The sequence below is a fragment of the Caballeronia cordobensis genome (genome assembly GCF_001544575.2).
Lineage (GTDB): Bacteria > Pseudomonadota > Gammaproteobacteria > Burkholderiales > Burkholderiaceae > Caballeronia > Caballeronia cordobensis.
The window spans coordinates 15099-29886 of the sequence record NZ_FCNY02000011.1 but is presented as its reverse complement, the minus strand read 5'-3'; the positions used below and the strand labels follow the sequence as shown (position 1 = coordinate 29886).

General features: G+C 65.0%; 14 protein-coding genes. 9 read left to right on the top strand and 5 right to left on the bottom strand.

Annotation, left to right across the window (positions count from 1 at the left end):
- The 3 genes from AWB70_RS21795 (at nucleotide 1) to AWB70_RS21785 (ending at nucleotide 4069) form a co-directional block, all read left to right on the top strand.
- On the top strand, nucleotides 1-1092 hold the full coding sequence (locus tag AWB70_RS21795; RefSeq protein WP_014194120.1) for a porin: 1092 nt from the start codon (nucleotides 1-3) through the stop codon (nucleotides 1090-1092).
- Between the two features lie 163 nt (nucleotides 1093-1255).
- Nucleotides 1256-2629 (top strand): MFS transporter, encoded by a 1374-nt coding sequence (locus tag AWB70_RS21790; protein ID WP_053571023.1) that lies wholly within the window; start codon nucleotides 1256-1258, stop codon nucleotides 2627-2629.
- A gap of 90 nt (nucleotides 2630-2719) precedes the next feature.
- Nucleotides 2720-4069: an MFS transporter gene (locus AWB70_RS21785; RefSeq protein WP_053571024.1), complete on the top strand. Its 1350-nt coding sequence runs from the start codon at nucleotides 2720-2722 to the stop codon at nucleotides 4067-4069.
- 6 nt (nucleotides 4070-4075) lie between these two features.
- Here the strand turns inward: AWB70_RS21785 and AWB70_RS21780 are convergent, their stop codons facing one another.
- Entirely contained in the window at nucleotides 4076-5317 is a 1242-nt protein-coding gene (locus AWB70_RS21780; RefSeq protein ID WP_053571025.1) for an NAD(P)/FAD-dependent oxidoreductase, read from the bottom strand.
- 22 nt (nucleotides 5318-5339) lie between these two features.
- A complete protein-coding gene (locus AWB70_RS21775) occupies nucleotides 5340-6122 on the bottom strand; it encodes an ABC transporter substrate-binding protein (protein WP_014194124.1) in 783 nt (260 codons plus the stop codon).
- A gap of 119 nt (nucleotides 6123-6241) precedes the next feature.
- On the opposite strand from AWB70_RS21775, the gene AWB70_RS21770 reads away from it, so the two are divergent.
- Nucleotides 6242-7231: an ornithine cyclodeaminase family protein gene (locus tag AWB70_RS21770; RefSeq protein ID WP_053571026.1), complete on the top strand. Its 990-nt coding sequence runs from the start codon at nucleotides 6242-6244 to the stop codon at nucleotides 7229-7231.
- Nucleotides 7197-7934, top strand: a complete 738-nt coding sequence (locus tag AWB70_RS21765; RefSeq protein WP_374730250.1) for a helix-turn-helix transcriptional regulator — start codon at nucleotides 7197-7199, stop codon at nucleotides 7932-7934. Before AWB70_RS21770 ends, AWB70_RS21765 begins: the two co-directional genes overlap by 35 nt.
- A 23-nt stretch (nucleotides 7935-7957) precedes the next feature.
- On the opposite strand, the gene dkgB is transcribed toward AWB70_RS21765, so the two are convergent.
- The gene (gene dkgB, locus AWB70_RS21760) at nucleotides 7958-8764 is read right to left on the bottom strand and encodes a 2,5-didehydrogluconate reductase DkgB (RefSeq protein ID WP_053571027.1); all 807 of its coding nucleotides are present in this window, start codon (nucleotides 8762-8764) and stop codon (nucleotides 7958-7960) included.
- Between the two features lie 119 nt (nucleotides 8765-8883).
- Between dkgB and AWB70_RS21755 the strand changes: the two genes are divergently transcribed.
- A complete protein-coding gene (locus tag AWB70_RS21755) occupies nucleotides 8884-9798 on the top strand; it encodes a LysR family transcriptional regulator (protein WP_045458383.1) in 915 nt (304 codons plus the stop codon).
- Nucleotides 9799-9802: 4 nt separating this feature from the next.
- Here AWB70_RS21755 and AWB70_RS21750 read toward each other — a convergent pair whose 3' ends face one another.
- Entirely contained in the window at nucleotides 9803-10384 is a 582-nt protein-coding gene (locus tag AWB70_RS21750) for a PPC domain-containing DNA-binding protein (RefSeq protein WP_053571028.1), read from the bottom strand.
- Between the two features lie 96 nt (nucleotides 10385-10480).
- Entirely contained in the window at nucleotides 10481-11428 is a 948-nt protein-coding gene (locus AWB70_RS21745; protein ID WP_014194130.1) for a LysR substrate-binding domain-containing protein, read from the bottom strand.
- Between the two features lie 178 nt (nucleotides 11429-11606).
- On the opposite strand from AWB70_RS21745, the gene gbd reads away from it, so the two are divergent.
- The 3 genes from gbd to AWB70_RS21730 are packed head-to-tail and all read left to right on the top strand — an operon-like array spanning nucleotide 11607 to nucleotide 14739.
- The gene (gene gbd / locus AWB70_RS21740; protein WP_053571029.1) at nucleotides 11607-12746 is read left to right on the top strand and encodes a 4-hydroxybutyrate dehydrogenase; all 1140 of its coding nucleotides are present in this window, start codon (nucleotides 11607-11609) and stop codon (nucleotides 12744-12746) included.
- Nucleotides 12747-12758: 12 nt separating this feature from the next.
- The gene (locus AWB70_RS21735) at nucleotides 12759-13538 is read left to right on the top strand and encodes an enoyl-CoA hydratase-related protein (protein WP_053571030.1); all 780 of its coding nucleotides are present in this window, start codon (nucleotides 12759-12761) and stop codon (nucleotides 13536-13538) included.
- A 1-nt stretch (nucleotide 13539) separates the two neighbouring features.
- Nucleotides 13540-14739 carry a CaiB/BaiF CoA transferase family protein gene (locus AWB70_RS21730; RefSeq protein ID WP_045458378.1) on the top strand — a complete coding sequence of 400 codons (1200 nt, stop codon included), beginning with the start codon at nucleotides 13540-13542 and terminating at the stop codon, nucleotides 14737-14739.
- Nucleotides 14740-14788: the final 49 nt, after the last annotated feature.

The window sequence follows — 14788 nt, the reverse complement described above, 5'->3', positions numbered from 1 at the left end:
TTGAGAACTTGTCTGCTCGTCGGCGGCTGCGCCGCGATCCTGGCTGGCCCCGCGTGGGCGCAGTCGTCCGTGACGCTGTATGGGAGCATCGACCTGGGCGTCGATTTCGTGTCGAACTCGCAGGGCAAACACCTGTACCAGGAATCGGCCGGCAAGCGTCAGCCGGATCGCTGGGGACTGTTGATCAAGGAGGACCTGGGCGGCGGCAACTCGGCGTTCGCGCGGCTCGAATCCGGCTTTCTGAGCAACAACGGCGCGCAGATCAACCCGACCAGCTTCTTCAATCGCGACGCCTACGTGGGCCTCTCGAACGACCGCTGGGGGTCGCTGAGCTTCGGGAACATCAACGATTACATCTATCAGTATGTCGGGCGGCTGAATAATTCGGTGCCGGGCATCTCGTCGTACTACACGCCCGGCAATCTCGACGGCCTCGCGAACACGCACGCGCTCAACAACGCGGTGAAGTACGAGACGATCAACTTCCACGGCTTCCAGCTGGGCGCGATGAACGCGTTCGGCAATCAGGCCGGCGACTTCAGCGCGGGGCGCCAGTACAGCGTCGGCGGGCAGTATTCGAGCGGCACGGTGAACTTCGGCATCGCGTACACGATGTCCCATAACCGTACCGCCGACATCTTCGGCACCTTCAGCCTGAATTCGCTGCTCGGCCAGCCGCTGCGGCAGGGCACGATGTTCAACGCGAGCCGTTACAGCACGCTCGCGGCGGGGGCTTCGCTGAAGATCGGCATCTTCACGCCGCACGTCACGTATTCCGGCGTGAAGCTCGAGAACGCGCGCGGCTCGGCCACGCTGAACAACTATCAGGCGGGCGTGAACACGGAGCTGGTCGGCAACCTGGGGTTCTTCATCCTCGGGCTGTCCGTGAATCACTCGCTGTTTCAGGGGCTCACGATCAACCAGTACAACCTGTTCCTGACCGATTATCTGTCCAAGCGCACGCAGGTCTATGCGGGCGTGGGCCTGCAACGCGCGTCGGGGCCAGGCGCGCACGCCGCGCAATTCGGCTATCAGCCTTCGTCGACCGGCAGCCAGACGGTGGCGCGCATCGGGGTCAATCACATGTTCTGACGAGCCGAAGACGCAGCGCAGGCAGGAAGCGATCGGGCGCGCGGGGCGGATTCTTCACTTATTTCGATCGCTTCATCGTTTCTTTTTGATTGAGCCGCGCGGGGCCGCCTCTTATATTATGGCTCCGGCCGCGGCGCCGTCACGAGTGGTAAATGGGACCTACATGCAAGCAGACCGGACTTTCAACATCGCGACACTGGTAGAAGAGCAGAAGACGGGACGCTTCGCCGCCGGGCTGCTCTTCTGGTGCTTTCTCATCATGCTGATGGACGGCTACGATCAGACGGCCGTGTCGTTCGCCGCGCCCGCCATCATCAAGGACTGGCACGTCGCGCGCGGCGGCTTCGGCCCCGTGTTCGGCGCGGGGCTGCTCGGCACGCTGATCGGCTCGTTCATCTTCGGCTATCTCGGCGACCGGCTCGGGCGCAAGAAGGCGATCATCATCGGCAGTTTCTTCTTCGGCGCGCTGACCTGGGCTTCGGTGTGGGTGACGTCGCTTCAGGAATTGATGCTGCTGCGCTTTCTGGCCGGCATCGGCATGGGCGGCGTGGTGCCGAATTCGGTCGCGCTGGTCGCGGAATACGCGCCGAAGCGCCTGCGCGCGACGTGGGTCACGCTGATGTTCTCGGGCTTCTCGATCGGCGCGGGCTCGGGCGGCGCGGTGTCGTCGGCGCTGATTCATCGCTTCGGCTGGCCGGTCATGTTCGCGGTCGGCGGCGTCGGCTCGCTGCTCGTCGCGGTGCTGCTGATCTTCACGCTGCCTGAATCCGCGAAGCTGCTCGTGATCCGCCAGCGCGATCCGCAGATGTTGCGCAAACTCATGACGCGCCTGCGTCCCGAACTGAAGATTCCCGCCGATGCGCTGTTCGTGCCCGGCGAAGTGCGCGAAAAGCAGCGCTTCGTGCTGAAGCTGATTTTCTCCGACGGCCTCGCGGCGATCACGCCGCTGCTGTGGATCGTGTTCATCGTGAACTCGATGGCGCTCTATTTCCTGCAGAACTGGCTGCCGATCCTGATGGAAGGCATGGGCATCGATCCGCGCGGCGCGGGCCTCATCACGATGATGTTCTCGGTGGGCGGCGTGATCGGCGGTCTGGTGCTGTGCCGTTTCGTCGACCGTCATGGCGTCGCGGCGATCATCTCGCTGCCGGTCATCGGTCTTCCGGTGGTCGCCTCGCTCGGTCACGGCGCGTCGCAGGGCTGGCTCATGCTCGCGGTGTTCGCCACCGGCTTTTGCGTGGTGGGCGCGCAGTACGGCCTGTACGCGGTGGCCGGCATGATCTATCCGACCTCGTTCCGCTCGGCGGGCGTCGGCAGCGCGATTTCGGTGGGCAAGATCGGCTCGGTGTCCGGACCGGTAATCGGCGGCCTGCTGCTTTCGATGCATCTGCCGATCACGCAACTGTTCTACGGCGCGTCGCTGCTGTTCCTCATCGCCGCCGTGTTCTCGACGATCCTCGCGCTGCTTTACCGCACGCGCTTCGGCGAAGAGCGCGCGGTCAAGCCGGCGCAGGGTTCGCTGGTCCAGGACTCGTAATTTCGCAGCCGCCGCGCCGCCGTGCCTGCGCGCGGCGGCGTTTTCATGGATACGCCATTGTTTCGGAAAACTAACCATAAGGACCGGACGATGAACACCTTTGCCGCACCCGAGACCACCGTCAACGTATCGGCGCTGATCGAGCGTCAGAAGCTCGGCGGTTTCCCGCTCATGCTGATCGTATGGTGTTTCCTGATCGTGCTGATCGACGGCTACGATCAGGTCGCGGCCGCCTTCGCCGCGCCCGCGCTGATGCATGCGTGGCACACCAATGCGGCCGGTTTCGGGCGCGTTTTCGGCGTCGGGCTCTTCGGCGTGCTGGTCGGCTCGCTGCTGCTCGGCGTCAGCGGCGACCGCTATGGCCGGCGGCTCACGATCATCTACGGATCGCTTTCGTTCGGCATCCTAACGTTTCTGTGCGCTTATGCGAACTCGCTTGAACAACTGACGCTGCTGCGCTTTCTCGCGGGCATCGGCATGGGCGGCGTCGTGCCGAACACCGTCGCGCTCGTTTCCGAATACGCGCCGAAGGCCCGCCGCGCAACCTGGATCACGTTGATGTTTTCCGGCTTTTCGGTCGGCGCGGGCGGCGGCGGGGCGGTCGCGTCGTGGCTGCTGCCGCGCTTCGGCTGGCCCGTGCTGTTCACGGTGGGCGGCGTCGCGGCGATCGCGGTGGCGCTCGCGTCGTTCGCGCTGCTGCCCGAATCGATCCGCTTTCTGATCATGAACGGGCGCGACCCGCGACGCATTGGCCGCATCGCGCGGCGTCTCGGCGCAGAGGCGGAGGGCGAGGCGGTGCGCTATGTCATCGACGACGAAACGCGCGTGCGCGTGCGGCCCGCCGCGCTGTTTCAGAACGGCCTCGCGAAGGTGACGCCGCTGCTGTGGGCCATTTTCATCCTGAACTCGCTCGCGCTGCACTTCCTGCAGAACTGGCTGCCGATTCTCTTCAGCATGAGCACCCTCGAACCGGCGCGCGCGGCGCAGGCCGCGATGATGTTTCCGGTGGGCGGCACGATCGGCGCGCTGGCGCTCTCCCGCTGTGTCGACCGCTTCGGCGTGCGGGTGATCCTGTTGCTGGCGATCACCGGTTGCCCGATTGCCGCGTCGCTCGGCATGCCGATGCCGACCGCCTGGCTTTTCGCGGCCGTCTTCGCGAGCGGCGTGTGCGTGATCGGCAGCCAGTTCGCGCTCTATGCCGTGTCCGGCATGGTCTATCCGACGACGCTGCGCTCGACGGGCGTCGGCTCCGCGATCGGCGTCGGCAAGCTCGGCTCGGTCGCGGGCTCGTTGCTCGGCGGCGTGCTGCTGTCGCTGCATCTGCCCGTCGAGCGGCTGTTTTTCAATCTCGCCACCGTGTTCGTCGCGATCGCGCTGCTTTCAGCGGTGCTCGGCGGCGTGAGGCGGTTCGAGCGCCGCGAAGCCGCGGATCTGTGCTGACGCCTGCTAGAACCTTCCCGCGCGATAGGGACGCGGATCGGTAAAGCCCGCTTCGCCGTCCATCAGTTCCGCGAGAAGCCTGCCGGTCACGGGGCCGAGCGTGAGCCCGTGATGCGCGTGTCCGAACGCGAACCAGAGACCGGGGTGGCGCTCCGCCGGTCCGATCACGGGGCGCATGTCCGGCGTGCAGGGCCGCAGACCGAGCCACGGCGCTGCGTCGATACGCCCGCCGAGACCGAACACCGGCCGCGCGATGCGCTCCGCCCTTTCGAGTTGCACGGGGCTGGGCGGCCTGCCGCTGCAGGCGAGCTCGACGCCCGTCGTGAGACGCAGGCCGCGCCGCATCGGCGCGACCACATAGCCCTGCTCGATATCGACGACGGGCCGCGACAGCGCGGCGCGTCCATCGCTTGCGTAATGCATGTGATAGCCGCGCTTGGCCATGAGCGGCATGCGGTAGCCCAACTTGCGCGCCAGTTCGCCGGACCAGACGCCGAGCGCCGCGACCGCCGCCCGCGCCTCGACCGGTCCGCTTGCCGTCATCACGCGCCAGCCGCTTCCCGCGCGTTCGAGCGTCGCGGCGTCGCCGGTCAGGATGCGCCCGCCCTCGCGCTCGAAAAGCGCCGCGTAGCCTTTCGTCAACGCGCCCGGATCGATGACGCTGCGCGGGTCCGTCCAGTGGATCGCGCCCGCGTAGCCGCCATCGAGCGACGCCTCCAGCCGATGCAGCGCGCCCGCATCGAGCACCTTCATGCCGAGCCCGTGCTCGCTCGCGATGCGTTCTGATGCGCTCGCCTCGCGCTCGAACTGCGCGCGCGAGCGATAGGCTTCCAGCCAGCCCGTGGGCCGCACGAGATCGGCGAGGCCGGCCCGCGAGATCAGCGCTTCGTGCTCGGCCACGCTGCGCCGGATGAGCGGCAGCATGTCGCGCGCGGCGGCGGCGAGCCGCGCGGGCGCCGATTCCCACCAGAAGCGCGCGAGCCACGGCGCATACGCGGGCAGCGAGCGCAGGTCATAGCGCAGCGCGGTCGAGCGGTTCATCGCGAACTTCAGGACCGTGCCCCAGTCGCGCGGAAACGCATACGGCACGACCGACGACGCCTCGATCAGCCCCGCGTTGCCGAAGCTCGTCGCTTCGCCGGGCGCCTGCCGATCGACGAGCGTCACCTGCCAGCCGCGCTGCCGCAGATGCAGCGCGACGCTTACTCCCACGATGCCCGCGCCGAGCACGATCACGTCCTGAGCCATGTTCCGATGCCTGATGAAGTCGCTATTTCGCAATGATGTCGCGTTTGAAGTACTTTTGCGACAGTTGGCTGAGCGTGCCGTCCTTCTTCAATGAATCGAGGGCGGCGACCACCTTCGCCTTCAGCGCCGCATCGTCCTTGCGCAAGCCGATGCCGGTGCCTTCGCCGAGCGTGGCGGGGTCGCTGAGCGCGGCGCCCGCGAAATCGAAGTTCTTGCCCTCGGGCTTGGCGAGGAAGCCGTCGATCGCGGTCTGCACTTCCTGCACCGCGCCGTCGAGCCGCCCGGCCGAGAGATCCGCAAAAATCTGGTCCTGGCTCTGATACGTCACGACCTGCACGCCCTCGCTCGCCCAGTGCTTGCGCACGTAATCCTCCTGCGTCGAGCCTTGCAGCACGCCCACCGACTTTCCTTTCAGACTCGCGGGCGTCGGCTGAAGGTTCGAGCCGCGCTTCGCGACCATCTGGATCGGCATGATATAGACGGCCGGCGTGAAGTCGATCACCTGCTTGCGCTTGGCCGTAATGTTCATCGCCGAATTGATCGCGTCGAACTTGCGCGCCTGCAGCGCGGGGATCAGCCCGTCGAAGCTGTTTTCCACCCACACGCATTTCATCTTGATGCGCTGGCACACGGCATTGCCGATATCGATGTCGAAGCCTTCGAGCTCGCCCGCCGGCGTCTTGCTCTCGAACGGCGGATACGACGCCTCGACGCCGAATCGCAAGGTCTGCGATTGCGCCTGCGCGAGGCCGCATGTGAACGCGAGGCTCGCCGCGCCCGCGAAGCAAATCATCTTCCAGTTCATTGTCGTCACCCAAGGTCATGTGTTGAACCTGCCCTGGAAATATAGACCAAAAATAAAATAAAAGTCTAGAATAGACAAAAATGTCTACGCCGAGACGGCGACGAACCGGAGGTTTTCGAATGAGTCCCTTGTCTGAAGAAATGCAGGTTGGCCCGACGCCGTTCATCGTTCACGAAGAGGCGGTGCGGCAGGCGCTGCCTTCGCTCGATATCCGCAGCGCGCTCGAAGACATGTTTCTCGCGCTCGGTCATGGCGAAGCCGCGCAGCCGCCGCAGACGCTCACGCTGTTTCCGCGCGGCGCGGGCGATTTCATCACCTATCTCGGCGTGCTCGCGAAGCACGGCGTATTCGGCGCGAAGCTTTCGCCCTATGTCGTGCAGCCCGGCGCGCCGATCGTCACCGCGTGGACCGCGCTCATGTCGATGCGCACCGGCGCGCCGCTCATGTGGTGCGATGCCGCGCTGCTCACGACCGAGCGCACGGCGGGCACGACGGCGCTCGCGGTCGACCGGCTCGCCCGCGCATCGAGCGAGCGGCTGGCGATCATCGGCGCGGGGAGCGTCGCGCTCGCGCATATGCGGCATGTCGCGCCGTTGCGCGAATGGTCGGAGATCCGCATTCATTCGCCGCGCCTCGCAAGCGGGGGCGAGCGCGCGGATGCGATCCGTGCGCTCGATGCGCGCGTGCGCGTGGCGGAGTCGGTCGAAGCATGCGTGCGCGATGCCGATGTGGTCATGCTGTGCACGTCGTCGGGCACGCCGGTGCTCGCGCTCGACGCGCTCACGAAGCCCGCGCTCGTCACCTCGATCAGCACGAACGTCGCGCGCGCGCACGAAATCGACCCGGCCGCGCTGCCCGCGCTCGATGTCTATTGCGATTATCGGCAGACGACGCCGTCGAGCGCGGGCGAAATGACGATCGCGCACGAACGTCACGGCTGGTCGCCCGATGCGATTCGCGGCGACCTCGCGGAACTCATGCGCGGCGCGTGCCCGGCACCGTCGTACGAGCGCACCGTGTTCTTCCGTTCGATCGGCCTCGGTCTCGAAGACATCGCCGTCGCGCACGCGCTGTATGTCCATCTCGCGAAGCAGCGCGCGGCGGGCTAGCGTTATCATCGGCTTTCGCGGGACCGAACCCATGCCCCTTCCCATTTCCATGCCACGACGCAAGACTTCCAAGGCCGATGACGCCGCGCGCGAGGCGCTGCTCGCGCGCTACGCGCACATCGCGGACAGCATCACGACGCTCTTTTTTCCTTATGCGGAAGTCGTGATCCACGATCTCTCGGATCAGACGATCGCGTATCTGTCGAACAATCTGTCCAAGCGCGAGATCGGCGACGATTCGGCGCTGGAGGATATCGAGGAGACCGCGCGCGAACGCCTCGTCGGGCCCTACGAGAAGATCAACTGGGATGGGCGGCGCATGCGCTGCGTGAGCACGGCGCTCTTCGACGACGCGGGCAACGCCGCGGGCGTGATGTGCATCAACTTCAACATCGCGCCTTTCGAGGAGATGCGCTCGACGCTCGATCTGTTCCTGCGCGGCGCGGGCGTGGTTGCGCAGCCGGTCGAGTTGTTCAAGGACGACTGGCAGGAGCGCATCAACACGTTCCTGCACGGCTGGCTGCGCGAGCGGCAGATCGCGCTCAACTCGCTCACGCGCGATCACCGGCGCGAGCTCGTCGAGGCGCTGCACGCGGAGGGCGCGTTCAAAGGGAAGAGTTCGGCGAACTATGTCGCCAAGGTGCTCGGCATGGGGCGCGCGACCGTCTACAAGCATCTGCGCGAGATGAAGGACGGCGGCTGAGCGCCGCCGCTCCGCTGCTTCGTTCAGTCCCAGACCGGCGCGAGGCCTTCCGGGCTGACTTCGCGGCCGTTGCGTTCGAGCGCGGCGATCTGCGCCATGTCTTCGGCGGTCAGCGTGAGCTGCTGCGAGAGCAGGTTGCTCGCGAGGTTCTCGCGCTTGGTCGATGACGGAATCACCGAATAGCCGAGTTGCAGCGCCCAGGCGAGCGCCACTTGCGCGGGCGTCGCGTGATGCCGTTTCGCGATCTCGCCGATGACCGGGTCTTTCAGCACCTTGCCGTAGGCGAGCGTCATGTACGACGTGACGTGAATGTCCTGCTCGCGAAGAAACTCGACCAGTTCGCGGTTCTGCAAGTACGGGCTCAGTTCGATCTGATTGGTCGCGATGTTCTCGCGGCCGACCACGGCGATGGCCTCTTTCGTCAACTCGATGTTGAAGTTCGAAATGCCGATCTGTTTCGTGAAGCCCTGCGTCTTGGCTTCTGCGAGCGCGCTCATGAATTCGTCGAGCGCCACGCCGTTGCCGGGCGCGGGCCAGTGGATCAGCGTGAGGTCCACTTCATCCACACGCAGCTTCGTGAGGCTTTCCTTCAAACTCGGCACGAGCTTGCTGTGCGCGTAGTTGTCGGTCCAGATTTTCGTCGTCAGGAAGATGTCCTGGCTGGGCACGCCCGACGCCGCGATCGCCGCGCCGACTTCGGCTTCGTTGCCGTAGATCTGCGCCGTGTCGATCGCGCCATAGCCGAGTTCGAGCCCGTTGCGCACCGAATCCATGACGACCTGGTCTTTCAGGCGGAAAGTGCCGAGGCCGAAAGCGGGAATCCGATTCATGGAATAGTCCTCCAGTCTGATGCTTCGTTCATTTGTCCAGCGATGAACCGGAGTATGCCGACTTTACTTTTGCGCAAAAACCAGCCTATAAAGGAAATACTCTTGAATTAAAGTCAACGATGAAAGTCACGCTCGACGAGCTTCAGACCTTCGCGACGGTGGTCGACACCGGCTCGATCACGGCTGCGGCGGAACAACTGGATCAGACGGTTTCCGGCGCGAGCCGCACGCTGGGGCGGCTGGAAGAAAAGCTCCAGACCACGCTCCTGCGCAGGACCACGCGGCGCCTCGAACTGACGGAGGAGGGCAAGAGCTTTCTGCAGCACGCGCGAGAGATCATCGATGCGGTGGAGAGCGCCGAGGAGCAAATCGCCTCGCGGCGCGAGCGGCCTTCTGGACTGCTGCGCATCGATGCCGCGACGCCGTTCATGCTGCACGTGATCGTGCCCCTCGTCGCGGGATACCGTGAGCGCTATCCGCACGTGGAGCTGGAGCTGAACAGCAACGAAGGCGTGATCGATCTTCTGGAGCGCCGCACCGATGTCGCGATCCGCATCGGCAGGCTGAAGGATTCGACCTTGCACAGCCGCCCGATCGGCAGCAGCCGCATCCGCGTGCTCGCGACGCCGCACTATCTTCAAACGCACGGGCAGCCCAAACGCGTGGAAGAACTGGCGAATCATTCGCTGATCGGCTTCACGCAGCCGGAATCGCTCAATCTCTGGCCGCTTGCCGGGCCGGACGACGAGCCGTACCGGATCACGCCGGCCATTCAGTCGTCGAGCGGCGAGACGCTGCGGCATCTCGCGCTGGAAAGCGCGGGCATCGTGTGCCTGTCGGATTTCATGACCCTGCGCGACCGGCGTGAGGGCAGGCTCGTGCAGATCCTCGCCCGCCACACGCGCGACGTGCGGCAGCCGATCAACGCGGTCTACTACCGCAACACGGCGATATCCGCGCGCATCGCTTCATTCGTCGACTATCTGGCCGAAGCGGTCAGGTCCACCGAATTCGCGCTGACCGGGCATCGCTGAGGCTTCAGCCGATGCCGAGCACGTTCGCGCCGATACACGGATCGATCGCGCGTTCGAGCCGCTTCTGATGGATGATGAGCGTGATCTCCATCGAGCCGGTGCCCACTTCGAGATCGAGCAGATGGCCGCCATACGCGTTGAAGTTGCTGTCGCCGGCCATGCCGTGCATGTGAATGGACGGCTTGCCTTCCTTCCACGCCACCGAGCCCGCGAGGCTGCCCATTTCGACGTTGCGGAAGGTCTTCGCATCGAAGTCCTTCTTCGCTGCGTTCCAGAAGCCGAACGTCGGGTGGCCGAAGCCGATGCCGGTGACGCTCGCTGCGGGAATGTTCTCGGCCAGCGCGAACTTCGTCAGATGCTCGAAGACGTTGTCGCCCATGCGCAGCACCATGAAATAGCCCGTCGGCGTTCTGATGTATCTGCGTTGCACGTCCGGGCCGCCTGCGGAAATGACGCCCGCTTCGCACTCCGCCGGGGATTGGGTCTGCGCCGCTACACCGCTCGGGATGACGGATGCCGCCAGCGCGCCGGCCGACAGCGCCGCCATATTCTTGAAGAAGTGCCTGCGCAGATAAGTCTCGTCCATGAAGCTGTCTCCGTTGATGTGCATGCCGAGTGGATTCGGCTGCCGCGGAGTGTAGACAAGACGTTCCCGGCGAAATACTGAGAGTTGCGACTAGGGCTATAACCCGAGGTCATGGCTTTCGTCGCGCGGCGGATTCAGCGCTTCCATCAGGAGGCGGGCGCCGGCTGAAACCGGCGCGCCGTGCCGTGTGACGAGTTCGTACGGCTCGCTCTTCGACGAGAGCTTGAGCGGAAGAATGCCCGTCATGCCATGCTGGCTGAAGAACTCGGCGACATCCACGGACACGAGCGCGACGAACGTCGGATTGCTCTGCAAGAGCGAAAGCGTGGCGAACGCCGAGGTGGTTTCGACGAGATGCCGCGGAAAGCGGATCTCGGCCTCGCGGAACTCGCGTTCGAGCAGCATGCGCATGGGCATGTTGGCGCGATAGACGACCCATCGCACATCCGCGAGATCCTTCAGATGCAGCTTGCGCGCATTCTGAAACGGATGGCTCAGGTTCGCGATGACGGCGAGCGTCTCGTCCTGCAGATTGACGCTGTCATAGAGAAAGGGCGTCTGGCTGATCGTCGTGCGGCACACGGCGAGATCGAGCCTGCCCGCATCGATCAGGCTCAGCAGCGCGGCGCTCGTGTCCTCCACGATCTCCACCGACATCTCCGGATGCTTCGTGACGAGCGACGAAATCGCGTCGATCACGCGCGGCACCGCGCCCATGATGACGCCCACCGACACCCGTCCGCCATGCCCGCGCATGATGCCGACGATTTCCTCCCGCAAATGCGCCACGTCGGTATGAATCAGCCGCGCATAGCGAATCACGCAATGGCCGATGTCGTTCGGTTCCAGCCCCCGGCTGGTGCGGTTGAACAGCGCCGTGCCGAAGGTCGTTTCGATTTCATGCAGCGCCTTGCTTGCGCCAGGCTGCGTGAGCGAAACCTGTTTGGCCGCGCTCAGCAGCGAACCGTGATCGGCCAGCGCGATGAGCAGCCGCAGTTGCTTCAGATGCAGCCGGGAAATGATCGAGTTGAGAGAAGGAGTCATGCCGAGGGTTGAGGAATAGTTATAGCCGTATTCATTATTGTCAATTCCGGCCGTTTGGACCGCTGCCTATACTGCCGCATCAAACCCGCGTTGCGCAAAGCTCTGCACCTAAGGTTAACCCCCGGTGATAAGGGTTTCAGCTATCCGGGTTTTCGCGTACCTATAACTGTCGATCAACATGGCCCTCATCAATTACATCACGCAGATTCAGTTCGACTTCGGCGCGGTCCGGCTGCTGAAGAGCGAATGCGAAAGGCTCGGCATCAGGCGGCCGCTCATCGTGACCGATCGCGGCATCAGGGCGGCGGGCATCGTCGACAAGGTGCTGTCCGCGCTCGGTGCGGATCACGACGTACCCGTGTACGACGGCACGCCGCCGAATCCGAACGAAGCGGCCGTGCGCGAAGGCGTCGCCGCGTTCGTCGAGGCGTGCTGCGACGGAATCATCGCGGTGGGCGGCGGATCGTCGATCGATCTCGCGAAGGGCGTCGCGGTCTGCGCGACGCACGACGGCCCGTTGCAGAGCTTCGCCGTGATCGAAGGGGGCGCGGCGCGCATCACGGCGGCGACCGCGCCCGTCATCGCGATTCCGACGACGGCGGGCACTGGCAGCGAAGTCGGGCGCGGCGCGATCCTGATTCTCGACGACGGCAGAAAAGTCGGCGTGATCTCGCCTTTCGTCGTGCCGAAGTCCGCCATCTGCGATCCGGAACTCACGCTGAAGCTGCCCGCGACGATGACCGCCGCGACCGGCATGGACGCAATCGCGCATTGCATCGAGACCTTCATGGCGCCGGCGTTCAATCCCGCAGCCGACGGCATCGCGCTCGACGGCCTGTGGCGCGGATGGCGTCATATCGAGCGCGCCACCGCGCATCCCGACGACAAGGTCGCGCGCATGAACATGATGAGCGCATCGATGCAGGGCGCGCTCGCGTTCCAGAAAGGCCTTGGCTGCGTGCACAGCCTCAGTCACTCGCTCGGCGGCATCGATCCGCGTCTGCATCACGGCACGCTCAACGCGATCTTTCTGCCTGCCGTGATCGCGTTCAATCAGGACGCGCCGACGGTGAAGGACGAAGGCAAGCTCGCGCGTCTCGCGCAGGCGATGGGCCTCGAAAACCCCGCGAACGTCGGGCCTTCCATCAAAGAGATGACGCATCGGCTTGGTCTTCCGACGACGCTTGCAGGCGTGGGCGTCACGCGCGGCATGTTCCCCGACATCGTCAAGGGCGCATTGAAAGACCACAGCCACAAGACCAATCCGCGCGACGCATCCGAAAGCGACTATCACGCGATGCTCGACGCATCGTTCTGATCAGAGGAAGACATGGGAGACAGGATCAGCATCGAGCGCAATGGCGAACTCGCCATCGTCACGCTCGACAACCCCGAGAAGATGAACGCGCTCACGCTTGCCATGTGGCGCGATCTCGGCGCGGCGATGCAGCAGCTATCGGACGACGACGGCGTTCGATGCGTCGTGCTGCGCGGCGCGGGAACGAAGGCGTTCGCGGCGGGCGCGGATATCGGCGAGTTCGCTACGCAGCGATCGAACCGCGAAGAGGCGCGCGCTTATGCACACATCACGACCGCCGCGATGGAGGCGATCGAGCATTGCCGTCATCCGGTCGTCGCGATGATTCACGGCGTCTGCGTGGGCGGCGGGCTGGAAATCGCGTCGCTCTGCGATGTCCGCATCTGCGGCGAATCGAGCCGCTTCGGCGCGCCCGTCGGGCAGCTCGGACTCACGATGTCCTACGCCGAGCTTGGCGCGCTGATGCGTCTCGCGGGCCGCGCCGTCGCCATGGAGATCGTGCTCGAAGGACGCATTTTCGATGCGTGTGAAGCGCTCGCGAAGGGGCTGACGTCGCGCGTCGTCGCCGACGATGCCGTCGAGGAAGAAGCCCTCGCCGCCGCGCGGCGCATCGCCCGCGGCGCGCCGCTCGTCGCGCGCTGGCACAAGGCCGCGGCGAGCCGGCTGACGCCATCGCCCGCGCTCACGGATGCGGATATCGAATCCGCGTTCGATTGCTTCGATACGGAAGATTTTCGCATCGGCGCCGCGGCGTTCAATGCAAAACAGAAACCAGTCTTCAAGGGAAAGTGAAATGGGTCCGCTGAGTGGGATGAAAGTAGTCGAGCTGGCGCACATCATGTCCGGCCCCGTGTGCGGCATGATGCTCGCCGACATGGGCGCGGATGTCGTGAAGGTCGAGAAAGCGCCCGACGGCGACGACTCGCGTCGTTTTTCGCCGATTCTGCCGAGCGGCGAATCGGCCTCGTACATGATCGTGAATCGCAACAAGCGGGGCATCGGTCTGAACCTGAAAAGCGAAGGCGGCCGCGAGGTCCTGAAGCGCTTGCTGGCGGACGCGGATGTCGTCACGGAGAACTATCGCGCGGGCACGATGGAAAAATTCGGCCTCGGCTACGAGACGCTCAAGGCGCTCAATCCGGGCCTGATCTATTGCGCGATCTCCGGCTTCGGCCGCACGGGTCCGTTCGGCGAGAAGGGCGGCTTCGATCTCATCGCGCAGGGCATGAGCGGCATGATGAGCATGACGGGCGAAGAGGGGCGCGAGCCCGTCAAGGCGGGCTCGCCCGTCGCCGACATCAACTCGGGCATTCTCGCGGCGCTCGGCATTGCGGCGGCGTATGCGCAGAAGCTGCGCACCGGGCGCGGCCAGATGGTCGATACGTCGCTCTTCGAAGCGGGCCTTCAGCAGATGTTCTGGCCGGCGGCGAGCTATCTCGCGGACGGCACGATCCTGCCGAAGATGGGTTCCGCGAATTCGACGAGCGCGCCCTATCAGGTCTTCAAGACGAGCGATGGCTGGATCAACATCGGCGCGGCCAATCAGAGCAACTACGAACGCCTGCTGGAGGTGCTCGATGCGCCCGAACTGGCGAGCGATCCGCGCTTCGAAACGAATGCGCTGAGATTGCAGCATCGCGAGGCGCTCGTCGCGATCCTCAACACCTTGCTCGTGCGCCGCAGCACGGACGAATGGATGACGCAGTTCGATCGCATCGGCCTGCCGGCGGGACCGGTCCTCGATATCGCGGCGGCGCTCGCGCATCCGCAGACGATCGCGCGCGAGATGGTCGTCGAAACCGATCATCCGACGGCGGGCAAGGTTCGCGGTCTCGGCCTGCCGATCCACTTCTCCGATGCGAAGCGCTCGGGCAATCGCCCCGCGCCGCTGCTTGGCGAGCATACGCGGGAAGTGCTGAAGGAGTCGGGCTATTCGGCGGCCGAAATCGATCGGCTGATCGAAGAGAAAGCCATCGTCGCGCTGGCCCGGTAACAGCAGTGACAGACGCGAGCGAATCGCGCATGACAGAGTTCAGGAGACA

Coding starts and splice junctions, on each gene's coding strand:
- AWB70_RS21790 (WP_053571023.1), top strand. CDS start 1,256: ATGCAAGCAGACCGGACTTTCAACATCGCGACACTGGTAGAAGAGCAG.
- AWB70_RS21785 (WP_053571024.1), top strand. CDS start 2,720: ATGAACACCTTTGCCGCACCCGAGACCACCGTCAACGTATCGGCGCTG.
- AWB70_RS21780 (WP_053571025.1), bottom strand. CDS start 5,317: ATGGCTCAGGACGTGATCGTGCTCGGCGCGGGCATCGTGGGAGTAAGC.
- AWB70_RS21775 (WP_014194124.1), bottom strand. CDS start 6,122: ATGAACTGGAAGATGATTTGCTTCGCGGGCGCGGCGAGCCTCGCGTTC.
- AWB70_RS21770 (WP_053571026.1), top strand. CDS start 6,242: ATGAGTCCCTTGTCTGAAGAAATGCAGGTTGGCCCGACGCCGTTCATC.
- AWB70_RS21765 (WP_374730250.1), top strand. CDS start 7,197: ATGTCCATCTCGCGAAGCAGCGCGCGGCGGGCTAGCGTTATCATCGGC.
- dkgB (WP_053571027.1), bottom strand. CDS start 8,764: ATGAATCGGATTCCCGCTTTCGGCCTCGGCACTTTCCGCCTGAAAGAC.
- AWB70_RS21755 (WP_045458383.1), top strand. CDS start 8,884: ATGAAAGTCACGCTCGACGAGCTTCAGACCTTCGCGACGGTGGTCGAC.
- AWB70_RS21750 (WP_053571028.1), bottom strand. CDS start 10,384: ATGGACGAGACTTATCTGCGCAGGCACTTCTTCAAGAATATGGCGGCG.
- AWB70_RS21745 (WP_014194130.1), bottom strand. CDS start 11,428: ATGACTCCTTCTCTCAACTCGATCATTTCCCGGCTGCATCTGAAGCAA.
- gbd (WP_053571029.1), top strand. CDS start 11,607: ATGGCCCTCATCAATTACATCACGCAGATTCAGTTCGACTTCGGCGCG.
- AWB70_RS21735 (WP_053571030.1), top strand. CDS start 12,759: ATGGGAGACAGGATCAGCATCGAGCGCAATGGCGAACTCGCCATCGTC.
- AWB70_RS21730 (WP_045458378.1), top strand. CDS start 13,540: ATGGGTCCGCTGAGTGGGATGAAAGTAGTCGAGCTGGCGCACATCATG.